Raw genomic sequence first — 18,396 nt, 5'->3', positions numbered from 1 at the left:
CCTAATTTAACGCCTAGATATCAACAAATTTTGTTTATAACTATCTAGATCCTTTTTTTAAAGGGTTTTTACTGTAGTAATTATACTCTTTTCTGTGTCTAAAAATTTCAATTGCCAGAACTATAGCTTGTTTCATAGAGCTTTCATCGGCAAGTCCTTTACCCGCAATCTCATAGGCTGTTCCATGATCTGGCGAAGTTCGCACCTTATCTAAACCTGCAGTATAGTTAACTCCTTTCCCAAAAGCAATGGTTTTAAAAGGAATTAAACCTTGATCGTGATAAGACGCAATTATAGCATCGAAATTTTTATATGTATTAGAACCGAAAAAGCTATCTGCTGAGTATGGCCCATAAACTAAAGTCCCTGTAGATTTAATTTTTTCTAACGTTGGTTTCAATACCGTATCATCTTCATTACCAATAACACCATTATCACCAGCATGAGGATTAATAGCTAAAACTGCTATTTTAGGTTTTCTAATTCCAAAATCGGCGATTAGAGATTTCGTAACCGTGGTTATCTTCTCTTTAATGAGATCTACCGTTATGGTCTTACTTGCATCCTTAAGTGGCACGTGGTCTGTTAATAGGCCTACACGTAACTCATCAGACACCATAAACATTAAACTTTTTCCATTTAAAGCTTTCGCCAAATAATCGGTATGACCTGGGAAATTAAATGTCTCAGACTGAATATTGTGCTTATTTATCGGAGCTGTAACCAAAACATCAACCGTACCTTCCTTTAAAGCTTTGGTGGCAGCCTCGAGAGACTTTATAGCGTATTGTCCAATTTTTTTATCTTCTTTTCCAAATTCAATTTTTACAGGTTCGTTCCAAACATTAACAACATTAACTTTTCCATGAACCATTTTATCTGGAGTGTCTATACTATAAAAATTAATTTTACTTTTAAAATGATTCTTAAAGAACTGCATGGTTTTCGCCGAGGCAAAAATTACAGGTGTATTTAATTCTAAAGCCCTAGGATCTTCGTATGTTTTAATGACTATTTCTGCACCAATACCATTAAGATCTCCGATTGAAATCCCAACAATTATCTTTTCGTCTTTTTTCATTTTTTGTCTTTAACTTTGTAACTGCAAATTTAACTAAATAAAGTACAAATTATGTTCACAGGCATTATAGAAGATCTTGGCACCATAAAAAGCTTAAATAGAGAGGGAGGGAATCTTCATATTACAGTACAAAGCTCTATAACAAATGAATTAAAAATTGATCAGAGTGTTGCTCATAATGGTGTGTGCTTAACGGTTGTTGGTATTGAAGGAGATACTTATACCGTTACAGCTATACAAGAAACCCTAGACAAGACAAATTTAGCATTACTTACACAAAATGAAGATGTTAATATTGAACGCGCAATGAAACTTGGTGATCGCTTAGATGGACATATTGTTCAAGGCCACGTAGATCAGACTGCCATATGTATTGATAAAAAAGATGAAAATGGCAGCTGGATTTTCACTTTTGAGTATGATAGATCTCTCAATAATATTACTATTGAAAAAGGATCTATTACAATTAATGGAGTGAGTTTAACGGTCGTACACTCTCAATTAAATAGTTTTTCTGTAGCTATTATACCTTACACGTTTAATCATACAACGTTTAAATCTCTAAACATAGGTGATACTATTAATTTAGAATTTGATGTTATTGGAAAGTATGTAAAGCGATTAAATGACTTACGCAACTAAGCTGCTCGTTTAGATAATTTATACGTTTTATATACACCAAAGCTTAAAGCTAGTAAAAATAAAACGACTATACCGCTATCTATGGGAAGACCAGGTGGATTTGGTGGTGCAGGCGGTGGAGGTACATTTCCTGTAGTACCTTGAGCCATAGATGCAAAACCAACGAAAAAAACTAAGACAGAGGCAAACATATTTTTCTTATGCATTCTATTTAATTATGGTGTAAAAGTATTAAAAATATTGAGTTGACAAAATTAAAATTACTAAAAAACATCTTCAAACGGTAAATTTAATCGATAAAATGCATAAAATGGGGTTAAATTAGGGAAGTTACCTACATTTTTCATTACTATTTAATGCAAATATAATATTAAAATTATATAAAGGACACACTGAACTCGCTCAAATCACAAAATAAGCGTTTAACTACCAACAAGTTCAATATAAAAAGTAAAACATTGCCATAAAAATTATTCTGAAAATTCCAGATAATAAAATGACCAGTAATGGAAATTTACATACTAATAATAAGCGACTTGAGATTAGATATTCTAAAAAAGGTTGAGAACGTTTATAGCCCCTTAATTTAAATCTATTTTTACATTATCGTAAGCCAATTTTACCTCAGCTTCACCATATTTTCGTTCTAATCGTCGTACGGTAAAATGTGCAGTTGCCATATTTTGAAAATGATTAACAAAGACATAATTTAACCCACCACCTCCAATAGCACCAGCAATTGGCACAGCTTGTGCCAAAAATTTTTCGCTAATAAGAAGACTTAATCGTGTAGTAATTTTTGACAAAAAATTGCTTACCACATTAGACCCTAACGTACCAACTCCTTTTACTAAACTATCTATACCCATTTTTATGCTGGCGACTGATACATTATTCAAAGCGGAATTTAATGCCATACGTGTCGTGTAATAACTCATTTCCATACCGTCATCGTCCTTAGAGTCACCACCAAGAGCAAAAACTTCTAAACAGGCCATTTGTCCTTCTATAGTGTAAATATCCTCACCTTCACTTCGTGCGATATCCATTATAGTTCGCATTAAAAACTTAGTTGTTATAGCGACTTCGGAAGCAAATATAGCAGTTCCGAAACCTGTAGACGCTCCAAAAAAACCACTAACCGCTCCTGTGCCTGTCACTATACTTTTATAAGTCGTTTTCGAAGGCTTTTTAAATGTTTTATGTTTTTGAATGGTAAGCAAATTGGCTTTTATAATCTGAAGTAAAACTTTTTCCGTAATCTTTTCCACTTTCACTAGCACTTTTTCAGGAACGTAAGAAATCCCAGTTTCCACGGTATTACCAATTTTATTCACATTACGAATGGCCCAACCTAAATTTTGCATGTTCGATTTTGCACGCATTAAGGCAGCTTTATCTTCTGGCGTTATAATATTTGTTTGCAAATTCAAGGATTGTTATTTATTAATATGTGTCGATAAGTTAAGGGAAAGGTTACAAAATTCCGATGCTCTCATAATATAAAAAATAATTTTAAATCAGTTATTACATGAAATCACAAAAATCACTACATAATTCGAAGCAACTTTGTATTTTTATATCATGAATATAGGTTTAGTCCTTTCTGGTGGTGGTGCTCGAGGCGCAGCGCATATTGGTGTTATTAAGGCCTTAGAAGAACACGGCATTTTTGCCACACACATTTCTGGCGCCAGCGCAGGTGCCATTGTTGGAGCTTTATATGCTGCGGGAGTTCATTGGTCAGAAATATTAACTTTCTTTAAAACCATTCCTCTTTTTCACGCTAAACGCTTTGCGCGAAAAAAACCTGGTTTCTTAAATTCAGAAAATTTTTATGATGATCTTAAAACCTATTTACCGAAAGATAGTTTTGAAGATTTAAAAAAACCTTTATTTATTCCTGCGGCCAATATTATTGATGGCACTTCAACCATTTTTAGTAAAGGTCCTCTGATAAAGCCCATCATTGCATCTGCATCTTTTCCAGGTGTGTTTACTCCGACCGAAATTGATGGCAATTTCTATGTTGATGGTGGAACTTTAAATAATTTTCCGGTAGAACCATTAAAAAATAAATGCGACAAAATTATAGGTGTTTGTGTTAATCCTTTAAAAACAGTAAGCATAAAGGATCTGAGACATTCTTATTCCGTTATAGAACGCGCATATAAAATTAAAGTTGCCGCGGAGTCCTCTAATAAATTTCCTGATTGTGATATGGTTATTTCACCTCAAGAACTGGTTAAGTATAGTACTTTTGGGATGAGTAATATGGATGTTATTTTTAATTTGGGCTATACGGCAGCTGTAAAAGAACTTCAAAATCATAAGGACTTATTTACATCTTAAAGTTATTATTATTCTACTGCCACTACACAGGTAAATCTTTACTTAAACGTATAAATTAGTGAAATAAATTTTCAATGGAATGAAATAATTTCAAATGAAAGTAACTATTTAATTTTCTTCAAGTATTTTTAACTCAACATAAACGTATTATGAAAAATCAATTTGTTTACACCTCGTTTTTACTATTGATAATTTCAATGGCTTTTGGCTGTAAAAATAAGACTAGGCAGGAATCGAAAGAAATAATAAAAATTTCTAAAATAGAAGCACCTGAAGGTATGGTTTGGATTGAAAAAAAAACCTTTTTAAAAGGTGCTAAAGATTCTGACACCCATGCAATGCCAAGAGAAAAACCTGCTCATCTAGTCACGGTAGATGGCTTTTTCATAGACATTACTGAAGTTACCAATAAACAATTTAAAGCGTTTGTTGACGCAACAGGTTATGTGACTATTGCAGAACGTAAGATTGATTGGGAGGATATGAAAAAAGAATTACCTCCAAATACACCAAAACCCCACGATTCTATTTTGCAGCCAGGTAGTTTAATTTTTAATAAAAATGTTAATGCAGTTGTTAACATGGAAAACTATGGACAATGGTGGACCTGGAAAACAGGTGCTAATTGGAGACATCCTGAAGGTCCCGAATCTACTATAGAAGGTAAAGACAATTATCCAGTAGTACATATCGCTTACCAAGATGCTCTCGCTTATTGTAAATGGGCCAACAGACGACTACCAACTGAAGCGGAATGGGAATCTGCCGCTCAAGGAAAAAACACTAACACTATTTTTACTTGGGGAAATGACATAAATCAACTAAATACAAATGCCAATACATGGCAAGGGGTTTTTCCAACAATTAATGAATCTAAAGATGGTTTTGAATTTATTTCACCCGTAAAATCATACCCACCTAATAGTATTGGCTTATACGATATGACTGGAAATGTATGGGAAATTACTAGTGATTATTTTAATGTAAAATATTACCAAGAATTAGACACCACTACACCTATTAAAAATCCAAAAGGAGCTGCTTCACCTTTTAATCCTAATAATCCTTATCAGGTAGAACATGTAATGAAAGGTGGTTCATTTTTATGTCATGCCTCTTACTGCGCGAGTTTTAGAATTTCTGCAAAAATGGGTGTTTCCTTAGATTCTGGGTCAGACCATATGGGATTTAGAACTGTAGCCACACCAAGTATGTTAAATCTGAAAAAATAATAGAGTATTTTATTTGAAGCATTTCACTATTCCCTTTTATTATTTAAATACTATACTCCGATCACTCGCTATGCAATCAAATAAAGTCTATTTTATCAGACGATACAAGTACATTTTTTTATAGACGCTATACACTTTCAAACTTCAACTTTACATAAAGTTGTTAAAAGAACATCGTTATAGTTAAATGAATAATTGGCCAATATTATTATTCATTAACACCTCCATACTCACTTCAATTTAATTCGAGTAATAAGATTTATACAATCTGATTAATTACTTGTTTTATTTGTCTTTTATGATAGGACAGGCTCTGTTTACCCTAGGATTAGTGGGCTATTTATGTACTTTTGAGAAGAGTCGAAGTTTTTTAAACCTGTAAAAAACGACGCTTTTCTAATATACAAACCCACAAATATGTCAATAAAAAATTACCGTTATGTAGATTATCTATGGGACGACACCAAAGTAGAAAAAATAAAAAATGATGAAGTCGCACAATTTTTATATCGTTCTAACATCTTAGGTAGTGATCTAAGAATTACCAATTACGGTGGAGGAAATACAAGTTGTAAAACCATTGAAAAAGATCCTTTAACAAATAAAGATGTTGAAGTTATGTGGGTAAAAGGTTCTGGAGGAGATATTGGCACCCTAACAAGAAGCGGAATTGCAGGCTTATATACCGATCGCTTAAGAGACTTAAAAAAAGTATACAGAGGTGTTGCCTATGAGGATGAAATGGTGGCACTTTTCAATCATTGTATTTTTGATTTAAACAGCAAAGCACCATCAATAGATACTCCACTTCACGGATTGTTACCCTTTAAGCATATTGATCATTTACATCCTGATGCTTTAATTGCCGTAGCTGCTGCAAAAGACAGTAAAAAAGTAACCAAAGAAATTTGGGGAGACACCATGGGTTGGGTGCCTTGGAAAAAACCAGGTTTTGAATTGGGTTTAATGCTTGAACAATGTTTAGCAGACAACCCAGGCATTCGAGGCATTGTTTTAGGTTCCCATGGGTTATTCACTTGGGGAGATACCTCATACGACTGCTATATCAACAGTTTAGAAGTCATAGAGATGGCATCTGCTTATATCGAAAACAAAATTTCTGAAAATGGAGAGGTTTTTGGCGGCCAAACAGTTGAAAGTCTTCCAAAAGAAGAACGCCTAGAAAAAGCAGCCGTATTAGCACCAATACTAAGAGGCTTATGTGCTTCTGAAAACAGAATGATTGGCCATTTCACAGATGACGATAAAGTTTTAGATTTTATAAATAGTAAAGATTTGCAACGTTTGGCTCCCATGGGAACGTCGTGTCCAGACCACTTCTTAAGAACCAAGATTCAGCCATTAGTACTCAATTTAAGTCCATCAGAAGATGTAAATAACACGGAACTCATTTTTGAAAAACTAGAGCCTGCATTTGATAGTTATAGAAAAGAATATGAAGCCTATTACGAGACTTGTAAAAACGACACAAGTCCTGCAATGCGAGATGCAAACCCAGTCATTATTTTGTATCCAGGCATTGGCATGTTCAGTTTTGCAAAAAATAAGCAAACAGCTCGTGTAGCGAGTGAGTTTTATATAAACGCCATTAATGTGATGCGTGGTGCTGAAGCCATTTCAGAATACACATCATTGCCTAGACAAGAAGCCTTTGATATTGAATATTGGTTATTGGAAGAAGCTAAATTACAACGCATGCCAAAAGAACGAGCATTGTCTAGAAAAGTAGCCTTAATAACTGGTGCTGGTGGAGGCATTGGTAAAGCCATTGCCGATAAGTTAGCTGCAGAAGGTGCCAATGTTGTACTTACGGATTTATCAGAAGACCGCTTAAAAGAAGCCATCGCAACGTATAAAAATGATACAGCAATTTATGTTCAAGGAGATGTTACAGATAGCAATTCTATTGCAAACACTTACAAACAAGCTTGTTTAGCTTTTGGAGGCGTAGATATTGTAGTGCATAGCGCAGGATTAGCAATTTCGAAACCACTAGAAGAAACCACAGATAAAGATTGGGATATTTTGCAAAATGTATTAGTTAAAGGTCAGTTTGAATTAGCAAAACAAGCTGTTACTATTTTCAAAAAACAAAAATTAGGTGGAGATATTGTAAATATAGCTAGTAAAAACGGTCTCGTTTCAGGGCCTAACAATGTAGGTTATGGTACAGCAAAAGCAGCACAACAACACATGTCTAGATTATTAGCTGCAGAATTAGGGGCAGATAAAATAAGAGTGAATGTTGTGAATCCAGATGGTGTTATTGTTGGCAGTAAAATATGGGAAGGCGAATGGGCAAAAGGACGCGCTGAAGCCTATGGCATTACAGTTGAAGAATTACCTGCACATTACGCCAAAAGAAATTTATTAAATGAAATTATTTATCCGGCTGACATTGCAAATGGTGTATTTTCTTTAGTTGCTATTTTAGATAAAAGTACAGGAAACATTATTAATGTAGATGGAGGCATGGCAAATGCTTTTGTGCGATAATCAGCCTTTAAAACTATAACAATGCAAATACATCAAAATCAAATAGTAGGCTTAAATAAAGATTTATTAGTTGAGCATAAAGAAAATTTGACACAATTGTCAAAAAAACACGACAATTTAGAACATATAATTGATACCATTTCAAATTATAATATAGCCATACCAAGCTGGGCATTAGGCGCCGGAGGCACACGATTTGGAAGATTCGGTTTTGGAGGTGAACCTAGTACTTTAGAACAAAAATTAGAAGATATTGGTGTTATTAATGCTTTAACCAAATCTGCAAATGCAGTGTCTTTACATATTCCTTGGGATATTCCTGAAGATGCTAATGCCATTAAAGAAAAAGCAAAACATTTAGGGCTTCATTTTGATGCCATGAATTCTAATACGTTTCAAGATCAAGACAACCAAGAATACAGTTACAAGTTTGGATCTCTGTGTCATACAGATAAAAAGGTTAGAGATCAAGCCGTGGCGCACAATAAAGCCGTTATTGATTATGGAATTGCCTTAGGTTCAAAATCTTTGACTGTATGGTTAGCAGATGGATCTAATTTTCCCGGACAGCTCAATTTTAGACGTGCTTTTGAAAACACCTTAGCAAGTTTAAAAGAAATTTATGCTCATCTACCAGCTGATTGGAAACTATTTATAGAATACAAGCCTTACGAGCCAAATTTCTATTCTATGGTCATACAAGATTGGGGAACATCTCATATGTTGGCTAAAGATTTAGGTGAACAAGCGTATACCTTGGTAGACTTAGGTCATCATTTACCAAACACAAATATTGAGCATATTGTAGCCACATTAATGACAAGAGGCATGTTGGGTGGTTTTCATTTTAATGATAGTAAATATGGTGATGATGATTTAAGTGTTGGTGTTATGAAACCTTATCAGTTATTTTTAATATTCAATGAATTGGTTTTTGGAATGGAAAACAATCCAGCTAATAACCCAATTCCCGCTTGGATGATTGATGCAAGCCATAATTTAAAAGACCCTTTAGAGGATTTAATTCAGTCTATTGAAGCCATTGAAACGGCTTATGCAAAAGCATTGTTAATTAACCAAAAAGCACTTGAAGAAGCACAATTGAAAAATGATGTTGTAACTGCACAACGCATTTTACAAGATGCTTTTAACACAGACGTAAAAACAATTTTAGCAGAAGCCCGATTAAGGAATAATGGAGCCATTGATCCTATTTCAGCATATAGGTCGCTTGATGTTAGAAATGTATTGATTAAAGAAAGAGGAATGAATTCTACTGCAACAGGTTTGTAAAAACACTATGAGTACTCCAATAAAACAAGAGGTTATAGCAATATTCGATATAGGGAAGACTAATAAAAAGTTTTTCCTATTCGATACTAATTATAACGAAGTCTATAAAGAGTACACCACTTTAGAAGAAATTGTTGATGAAGATGGGTTTCCAACAGAAGATATTCATGCGCTTCAAAAATGGATACAATTAGTATTTAAAAATATTTTAGATTCCAACACATACACTATTACAGCTGTTAATTTTTCTACATACGGAGCAAGTCTTGTTCATTTAGATAAAAACGGGGATCTACTAACACCGCTTTATAATTATTTAAAGCCTATTCCTTCAGATATCTTAGAACAGTTTAATAACACGTATGGAGATATTTCTATAGAAACAGGTGCACCACCATCTGGCATGTTAAATTCAGGAATGCAGTTGTATTGGCTAAAATATAAGCAACCAGACGTATTCAAAAACATTTCGTATTCCTTGCACTTGCCACAATATCTTAGTTATATGTTTACAGGTGTTCCGCTTAGTGAATTTACAAGTATTGGCTGCCACACCTCACTTTGGGATTATGGTAAAAAAGATTATCACAGTTGGGTTTATAAAGAAGACATTGACCAAATACTTCCTCCAATTGTTTCAACTGAAACATGTATTTCTAAATACTATAATGGAAAACGTATAAAAATTGGAGTGGGTATTCATGATAGTTCTTCAGCACTCATACCTTATTTAAAAGGGTCTAAAAAACCATTTGTTTTGGTTTCTACTGGCACTTGGAGTGTATCACTTAATCCGTATTCCGACGTATCATTAACCAACGAAGCCCTTCAAAATGACACCATTAATTACATGAAGGTTAATGGTAAACCTGTGAAATCGGCAAAATTGTTACTAGGAAAAGAATACATACATCAAATTACACAATTAAGTCAATATTTTGATGTGCCACTAGATCAACATAAATCGGTAGCATTTAATAGCCAAATTTTCGACAGATTATCACATAATTTTGATCCATGTTTTAAGTGGAAATATATAGACAACACTGAAACACCAGAGAAAACGAACCTCAAATTTGACAATTATCAAGACGCCTATCATCAATTAATGATAGAGCTTATTGATCTACAAATACAAAGCATAAAAACCACATTAGGCACTAACAGTTCAATAAAACGATTGTATATTGATGGAGGGTTTAGCGATAATGATGTATTTATAAAATTATTGACACATCGTTTACGTAACCTGAAAGTGAGATCAACTTGCTCTTCATTAGGTTCGGCACTAGGAGCCGCTATAGTAATTATGGATGGTAAATTAGATTCTAATTTTTTAAAAAAGAATTACGGATTGAAAAAACATATACCCTTTATTCTAAGGTAAAACACGATGAATTTGAAGATAAACACGAAATATCCGTCGGTTATTGACTTAAGGTTAAAAGCCCAAAAAAAAATACCAAAATTTGCTTTTGAGTATTTAGATGGTGGCTGCAATGAAGATGTCAACCTGCACCGAAATACATCTGAGCTTAGAGACGTACAATTAAAACCTAATTATTTAAAAAACCACTCTGGTGCTTCTTTAAAAACGAAACTTTTTGGAATAGAATATGATGCTCCTTTCGGCATTGCACCAGTTGGCTTACAAGGTTTAATGTGGCCAAATTCCCCTGAAATATTAGCAAAAGCGGCATTTAACCACAACATCCCGTTTATTCTCAGTACAGTTACCACAACAAGTATTGAGCGTACTAGTGAGCTTACGGAAGGTAAAGCATGGTTTCAATTATATCACCCAACAGAAGATCGATTGCGAGATGATATTATTAAACGTGCGGAAGCTGCACATTGCCCTGTGCTTGTTATACTATGTGATGTTCCAACGTTTGGATTCAGACCTCGTGATATCAGAAATGGTTTAGCTATGCCACCAAAAATGTCTGTTAAAAATATTTTACAAATTTTAGGAAAACCACATTGGGCTCTAGAAACTTTAAAACACGGACAACCCAGTTTTGAAACGTTAAAACCCTACATGCCAAAAGGTTTAGATTTAAGACAATTAGGTAAGTTTATGGATCAAACCTTTAGTGGACGATTAAATGAAGAAAAAATAAAGCCTATTAGAGATATGTGGAAAGGAAAACTCGTTTTAAAAGGTGTCGCCTCTGAGCATGACACTGAAGAGGCCATACGATTAGGCTTAGATGGCATAATAGTCTCCAATCATGGTGGACGACAACTAGACGCAGGACAATCCACTATAAAACCGCTAAAAACCATTGCTCAGAAATATGGAGATAAGATTGAGGTTATGATGGACAGCGGTCTTCGTTCTGGTCCAGATGTGGCTAGGACTTTAGCTTCTGGTGCAAAATTCACCTTTTTAGGACGTTCATTTATGTATGGTGTTTCGGCATTAGGAAAACAAGGAGGAGACCATACTATATCGTTATTAAAAACGGAATTACAACAAGTAATGGAACAATTGAACTGTGAAAAAACAGAAGATTTTCCGAATTTTTTAATCAACCAATAACGTTTAATTACTATGAAAACTTACGGCTACTTCTTTCTTTTCTTCTTATTCGCACAAGCGACCTACGCAACTGATTTCTATTGTGACCCGGTAAACGGGAATACAAATAACGACGGAAGTAAAGCTAATCCTTGGGGAAGCTTAGAAAGTGTTTTTGGAAAAGGAATAGAATTTAAAGCAGGTGATGCTATATTCTTACTTTCCGGAAATCATGGAGACGTTAAAGTTATAGGCCAAAACGAAAAATATATTACTATTTCCGGACTTACAGGCCAAAATCCTACAATAAATGCTATAACATTTGGAACTGAAGAATCTCCTGCATCCAAGTGGATTCTTAATAACATTACTTTCAATGGAGCCCTACATTCAAATACTGTTTTTATACATCAAAATAGTTCTAAGATCAGATTAACGGAAAATAATTTTATTTCAAACGCCAACCATTACACTGCGATTGAGATCAAAGGTAAGCAATGTAAAATAGAAAGTAATGTCATTTCGAATTACAAAAACGGCATTATAGTTTCTGGTGAAAAAACTCAAATTCGGAATAACCGTATCGAGTTTTTCAGCCATAATGCCATTACGATTTTAGCAGATTATAATTTATTAGAATACAACTTAATTAAAGAAAGTATAGCCACAGATGCTGAAGTAAATTCTGGTATATATTTTACCGAGAAAGAAACAAAAGGTAACATTTTTAGAGGTAATACAATTATCAATTTCACCAAATCAAATAGAGCGCAAATAGGAGTATTAAATGGTATTTATGGATTGAAAACCATTATTTCAGAAAGTATATTTGAGAATAATGTTATTATTACAAATGGTATAAAAGGGATATCTCTTACTGGTCAATTGAACAATCTAAAAATCATTAATAATACAGTTGTAAATCCCTATTTTGGTTTAAATTTCAACGATAAAAGCGAAACAAATGCACCACTTGCCATACAGATCATTGGCGAAAATGATTCTTCAAATCTGTTTATAAGAAATAACCTGTCTAATGATGTCCTATTTAAGAACATAAAAGGGATTGCTGATTATAATCTAACGCTTCCTGTCTCCGTACATGATTATGACAAATGCTTTAATAATTGGGCTTTGTTTGATTTCTCTTTAGGCCCTAATTCAAAAGCTCTGAACAGTGGAACATCGGATATGGCACCAAATTTAGACGCAAGTCAAAACAAACGGTCCTTAGGTTACTTTGTTAATATTGGAGCCTTTGAGTATACTAAAATTGATGAGGCTAATCAGGTTTTTGAAATACCTTCGGAAGCTTCAGATAGACAGATTCACTCCAAAGGTAAAGGAGACTGGGATGGCCAACCACAAATTCGTATTGGAGGTGTTGGCGAAAATATTGACGGTGCTGGAGTCTTCCCATTTAAGCTTCCAGAAATCCCTGGAGGCAAAAAAATTCTATCTGCTAATTTTAAAGTGTATTTGTCTAAAATAGATAATCAACCAGAAGGAGGCATTGATTTATATGCGTTGCCTCCAAAATCAAATTTTTGGGTTACTGAAGACCTCTATTATCAAGGTACTTTTGGACAAGATGTTTCGGCAAGACCCATTCAGAATAATTTTGTAGACTCCAATATGTATTCTGGAGACATTAAAACAAATAACCTTGGGCAAAAAGGACTCAAAGATTACTTGAACACCATTTTTGAAGCAGAAACAAACTCTGAGGCCTATATCTTTTTAAGAATGAACCCAAACTCCAAGGATGTTTCAGATTATAATAGATGGAACTTTGTAAGCGCTAACGGTAACAAAAAAGAAAACCAACCAACACTTGAAATTACTGTTGGATACCCTGAACTTAATGAAGAGGCCACCAACAATATCGAATCTATTAAAAATAATGTCGTTATTGCACCAAACTCTATGTATAATGGAGAATTTAATGTTTACTTCTTAGGTTTTAAACAAGGTAAAACTGTACAACTTAAATTGCTGAATTTTTCAGGTGAGCAGGTTTTTGAACAGACTATAAATACTTCTGACCTTTCAGGCGATGTTTTTCGAAGTGAAAAATTACAACTACCTACTGGCAAATACTTATTAGAATATACTACTGAAGGTGAAACAAAAAAACAAATTTTCTTCGTTTGGTAATTGATGATGTTACATAATTAAATTTTAACAAATTACACTTAATCACACCTAAAAGTTATTAAATTGACAATTGATTTTGCAAAATTTAAATTTCTCATAAAAATTATCTACATTTCACCAATTATTCTCAAAAAGCACAATTGAAGTTTATACTATCTGTTTAATTGTTTGTTAGTTTTGTCTGTTTTATTGAGCTAAGCACGGAAAACACTAGGATTAGTCAGCTATTTGTATTTATATTTGAGAGTAGCGCTTTCTGTTTTTAGCCATATCTATATCAAACACAGAAGCAAATAATAATTCCCAATAAAAATCAAATGTTTAAAAAAAATATTACCCTTTTCGTCTTCTTAATGATTTTCATACAATCGATTGGACAAAACACTTTTAATCTCGATCCGGCTGTCGGAACAAGGTTTACAGTAACAGATAAAGTTTGGCCAGAAGTCGTAGGTGAAGGAGATGTCTGCTTATGGAATGATGACAAATTAGCCGCATTCACAATCACCATTGATGATAATAACGAACAAGATATTCCTTTTTGGACATCGATGATTGCTGAATATGGGTTCCATTTTTCGTGGTTTGTGATTACTGAGGCAGATCCGGCATATAATGTTCAAGATTGGAGTCTTTATAATGACCTTGCGGCTTTAGGAAGTCAAATAGATGGACACGATGATAGAAATTGGTATACTAACCCAGCAGAAGGAGAAACCAACCTGTCTGATGCGGATTATCTCGCAAAATTACAAGCCACAGTTGCCACTATTGATACAGAAGTAACTTCTGGCTCTAATAAATGTTTAACCTATGCCTATCCTTATGGAGAAGGTAATGAAACCATTGCTAGAACACAATTTATTGGAATTAGAGGCACCCAAGGCATTCTAAATCAATCTAACACTGTTAATTATTTAGATGTTAATAGCATTTCTAATGTTCATATTTACGGTAACGATACAGACCGAGACCAGTATATATTACCACTTTTGGACAACGAAAATACATTATACGGCACAAATTACTATCGTGGTTGGGGCAGTACACATTTCCATGGTCTAGATGAGGCTGGTGAAATTACCACTAATGAATTTTTACAATACTTAGCAAACAAACCAGAATTGTGGGTTGCCGGATTTACAGAGGTTACACAATACTCTCAATCTTTTGCAACGCATAATTTAACCATAGATAATGTTTCAGAAAGTGAAATAAAATACACATTAACAGACGACATGTTAGACGCCGCTTTTTATTTTCCTTTAACTGTTAAAATAAGAATTGACAATAGTTGGGTCAATGTTACCGCCATACAAAATGGAGAGCCTATAGACTCTGAAATCATAACACATAATGGTAAAAAATATACGTTAGTAAAAACTGTACCAGACGCAGGTCAAGTTACAATAGCAGGTGTTGCAGATTCGGACCCTGCAATAATTTCTCCTTCTATAGAAAATCAATCTATGGTTGAAGAAGCTACATTACAATTAGATTTTTCAGCAGCTACAGTTGGTGATGATCCCATTTCTTTTACAACATCTAACCTACCAAGTTTTGGAGTCTTAACTGACAATGGCGACAATACTGGAAGCATTATATTTTCACCTGCACTTTTAGATGCTGGTGATTACCAAGATATTACCGTCATTGCAGATAATGGAAGGAGTATCACATCACAATCTTTTAACTTAACGGTTAGTCCTGATTCTGGTGGAGAACCAACGACAGAATACATAATAACACCTACTGGTGATGGTATCATATCTGATGTTGTTAATTTAGAAGAGGGTAGTACAAATCCATGGCTTAATGGAAACGACATCGATGGCACCAAAGTCTTAAAAGTTGGAGCAAGTGCATCAACTGGTGGTGGATTTACAACAAATGCTATAATTCCTTTTCAATTACCTGTTCGTCCACCTGGTAAATTAGTAACAGCCGCTAATTTAAATGTGAACATTGCCTACATAAGACACTGGATTTCTTCTGACATCGACTTATACGGATTACCATATAATAGCTCTAACACTATATCTCCAAATGATTTTTATGATGGCTCTTTTGCTAACACCACAGGAACAGCAACAGGACTACAAGATGGATTTATTGTTAGAGATGTAGATGGCAATGAACCTGTTGGCACCTTAATTTTAACAGACCGACAAGTAGATACGGATTCGGAAGGTGATACCAACCTAGCAGCATACATAAATGCGCAATACGATGCAGGTGCCGTTGCAGGAGATTACATTTTTTTAAGGTTAAGTGTAGATGCTACAGCAGGTTCTACAAGTGCCCATTATTACGGTATAAGTGATGAATCAACAGAAGAAGCACCCACTTTAACGTTAGAAATTGAAAATGTTTTAAGCGTTGATGCTTTCGATCAATCAAATGTAAGCCTTTATCCAAATCCAGTAACAGAAGGCAAATTAACCATCGTATTAAAAGGATTTAAATCAGAAAACACGAAACTAAACATCTATTCTTTAACAGGTAGTTTAGTTCATAGTGAAATAATTACAAGCAATTCAAGTTCAAATTTTGAAACAAATTTGAATTTAAATGCTGGGCTATATCTTCTTAAGATATCCGATGGTATAGCCCAAAAAACACAAAAACTAATCATACAATAAACTAATTCTTTAAAACAATAAACTATGAAAACAACGCTACTAAATTCTTTATTGGGAATTGCATTAGGTGTGACACCATTTGCATTACAAGCCCAAACAACATCCTATGATGTTACACCAGAAATTGTTACAGATCAATCCTATCATGTCGATGGTATTGTTTCTGATATAACTGCTATGCCTGCAAATAACCCTTATTTAAATGGAAATAATGTAGGCGGAATAAATTCGTTAAAAATAGGAGCAAGTGCTGCAGACGGAAGCCCAAATACAACAAGTGCCATCATACCTTTTAAACTACCTGTGCGCCCAGAAGGAAAATTAGTAGTTAATGCGAATTTAAAAGTACATGTCAATTATGGTCGTGAATGGATATCTTCCAATGTCGATTTATATGGACTTCCTTATAATGCGGCTAGCACTATTTATGCTGCAGACCATTTTGATGATGCCTACCCGGATGCTACAGCTGATGTTACAGGAATTCAAGATGATTACTTTTCAAAAAATGTTGACCCTGGATCTTTAGATACAGCACGTTTTGAAGAGACAAATGCTGGTGGAGATACCGCTTTAGTGGACTACTTAAATGCACAATATGATGCTGGTGCGGTTGCAGGCGATTATGTGTTTTTAAGATTAAATGTAGATGACCCAGCGACTACTGGAGCTCATTATTTTGGAGTTGATGATGGTTCAACTGCAAACGCACCAACATTAACTATAGAAGTAGAAGATGCTGAGGTAAGCCCAACAACAGATTATGATTTGGTGCCAGAGATGGTTTTAGATCAAGCTTACCACGTTGATGGTATTGTTTCTGATATAACTGCTTTGCCTGCTAACAATCCTTATTTGAATGGAAATAATGTTGGCGGAATAAATTCGTTAAAAATAGGAGCAAGTGCTGCAGACGGAAGCCCAGTTACAACAAGTGGTATTATTCCATTTAAATTACCTGCGCGTCCATCAGGTCAGTTGGTAGTTTCTGCAAATTTAAAAGTACATGTCAATTATGGTCGCGAATGGATATCTTCTAATGTCGATTTATATGGACTTCCTTATAATGCGGCTAGCACTATTTATCCTGCAGACCATTATGATGGCGCGTATCCAGATGCTACAGCTGATGTTACAGCAATTCAGGATGATTACTTTTCAAAAAATGTAGATGCTGGATCTTTAGATACTGCACGTTTTGAAGAAACAAATGCTAATGGAGATAATGCTTTAGTAGACTATTTAAATGCGCAATATGATGCTGGTGCAGTTGAAGGTGATTATGTGTTTTTAAGATTAAATGTAGATGACCCAGCAACTACTGGTGCTCATTATTTTGGAGTTGACGATGGTTCAACTGCTAATGCACCAACGTTATCAATTTCTATAGATGGTGAATTATCTGTAGATAGCGTAGAAAAATCAACTTTAAAATTATATCCAAACCCTGTAACTGATGGTAAGTTAACAATTACATCAAACGGATTTAGTAATGATTCTAAATTAACTATTTTCTCAATAACAGGTCAGTTAGTCCATTCTGAAAAAGTTGAAGCAAATTTGGCAAATTCTTTTAACACAACATTAAATTTAAAATCAGGTGTGTATATCGTTAAACTTCAAGATGGAACGCGTTCTAAAACACAAAAATTAATCATTCAGTAATTAATAGCAATTTTTGAAAACGAGGGATTAATATATGCCCTCGTTTTCTATTTAATAATTATTATTTAAGTAATCTAGTACTTCCATGTTCTAAAATAGGAACTTCTCAAATAACCGTTTAAGGATTAAAAAGTAAATGCAGCAAACAAATTGACTTAATTAAACCTATCTAACCTTATAATTAAGTGAAGTATTGGCATAAAATACAAAAGGGATTAAGAAATATTACTATTGATAATTTAGTGTAGCCTCAAGCAAAGTGTTATCAAATTTTTAAAAACATTTTCACAA

The 18,396-nt window shown here is 34.1% G+C and carries 13 protein-coding genes; 10 read left to right on the top strand and 3 right to left on the bottom strand.

The genetic code is table 11. From position 1 onward, the window contains the following. Window positions 1–40 precede the first annotated feature (40 nt). The gene (pdxA, locus tag C8N41_RS03495; RefSeq protein ID WP_115838238.1) at window positions 41–1,081 is read right to left on the bottom strand and encodes a 4-hydroxythreonine-4-phosphate dehydrogenase PdxA; all 1,041 of its coding nucleotides are present in this window, start codon (window positions 1,079–1,081) and stop codon (window positions 41–43) included. Between the two features lie 51 nt (window positions 1,082–1,132). Between pdxA and C8N41_RS03490 the strand changes: the two genes are divergently transcribed. Next, window positions 1,133–1,723, top strand: a complete 591-nt coding sequence (locus C8N41_RS03490) for a riboflavin synthase (RefSeq protein ID WP_115838237.1) — start codon at window positions 1,133–1,135, stop codon at window positions 1,721–1,723. On the opposite strand, the gene C8N41_RS03485 is transcribed toward C8N41_RS03490, so the two are convergent. Continuing rightward, window positions 1,720–1,929, bottom strand: coding sequence for a hypothetical protein (locus tag C8N41_RS03485; protein WP_249033236.1), 210 nt, complete (start codon window positions 1,927–1,929; stop codon window positions 1,720–1,722). The genes C8N41_RS03490 and C8N41_RS03485 overlap by 4 nt on opposite strands. A gap of 375 nt (window positions 1,930–2,304) precedes the next feature. Next, window positions 2,305–3,150 carry an EcsC family protein gene (locus tag C8N41_RS03480; protein ID WP_147298923.1) on the bottom strand — a complete coding sequence of 282 codons (846 nt, stop codon included), beginning with the start codon at window positions 3,148–3,150 and terminating at the stop codon, window positions 2,305–2,307. A gap of 157 nt (window positions 3,151–3,307) precedes the next feature. On the opposite strand from C8N41_RS03480, the gene C8N41_RS03475 reads away from it, so the two are divergent. From C8N41_RS03475 to C8N41_RS03435, 9 genes are all read left to right on the top strand, one after another. Next, window positions 3,308–4,075 carry a patatin-like phospholipase family protein gene (locus tag C8N41_RS03475; RefSeq protein ID WP_092445739.1) on the top strand — a complete coding sequence of 256 codons (768 nt, stop codon included), beginning with the start codon at window positions 3,308–3,310 and terminating at the stop codon, window positions 4,073–4,075. Window positions 4,076–4,224: 149 nt separating this feature from the next. Next, window positions 4,225–5,307, top strand: coding sequence for a formylglycine-generating enzyme family protein (locus C8N41_RS03470; RefSeq protein ID WP_115838235.1), 1,083 nt, complete (start codon window positions 4,225–4,227; stop codon window positions 5,305–5,307). Between the two features lie 417 nt (window positions 5,308–5,724). Next, window positions 5,725–7,824 (top strand): bifunctional aldolase/short-chain dehydrogenase, encoded by a 2,100-nt coding sequence (locus C8N41_RS03465; protein WP_115838234.1) that lies wholly within the window; start codon window positions 5,725–5,727, stop codon window positions 7,822–7,824. A gap of 21 nt (window positions 7,825–7,845) precedes the next feature. Further along, entirely contained in the window at window positions 7,846–9,117 is a 1,272-nt protein-coding gene (locus tag C8N41_RS03460; RefSeq protein ID WP_115838233.1) for a TIM barrel protein, read from the top strand. Window positions 9,118–9,124: 7 nt separating this feature from the next. Continuing rightward, a complete protein-coding gene (locus tag C8N41_RS03455) occupies window positions 9,125–10,504 on the top strand; it encodes an FGGY-family carbohydrate kinase (RefSeq protein WP_249033235.1) in 1,380 nt (459 codons plus the stop codon). Window positions 10,505–10,510: 6 nt separating this feature from the next. Then, window positions 10,511–11,662 carry an alpha-hydroxy acid oxidase gene (locus C8N41_RS03450; protein ID WP_115838232.1) on the top strand — a complete coding sequence of 384 codons (1,152 nt, stop codon included), beginning with the start codon at window positions 10,511–10,513 and terminating at the stop codon, window positions 11,660–11,662. A gap of 12 nt (window positions 11,663–11,674) precedes the next feature. Further along, window positions 11,675–13,798: a right-handed parallel beta-helix repeat-containing protein gene (locus C8N41_RS03445; protein ID WP_115838231.1), complete on the top strand. Its 2,124-nt coding sequence runs from the start codon at window positions 11,675–11,677 to the stop codon at window positions 13,796–13,798. 353 nt (window positions 13,799–14,151) lie between these two features. Beyond that, window positions 14,152–16,440 (top strand): T9SS type A sorting domain-containing protein, encoded by a 2,289-nt coding sequence (locus tag C8N41_RS03440; protein ID WP_170137081.1) that lies wholly within the window; start codon window positions 14,152–14,154, stop codon window positions 16,438–16,440. Window positions 16,441–16,464: 24 nt separating this feature from the next. Further along, window positions 16,465–18,105 carry a T9SS type A sorting domain-containing protein gene (locus C8N41_RS03435; RefSeq protein ID WP_115838229.1) on the top strand — a complete coding sequence of 547 codons (1,641 nt, stop codon included), beginning with the start codon at window positions 16,465–16,467 and terminating at the stop codon, window positions 18,103–18,105. The last annotated feature ends 291 nt before the right edge of the window (window positions 18,106–18,396 follow it).

The organism is Winogradskyella sediminis (assembly GCF_003387355.1).
Taxonomy (GTDB): domain Bacteria; phylum Bacteroidota; class Bacteroidia; order Flavobacteriales; family Flavobacteriaceae; genus Winogradskyella; species Winogradskyella sediminis.
The sequence above is the reverse complement of the archived record's forward strand: the minus strand, read 5'-3'. Positions and strand labels throughout refer to the sequence as shown.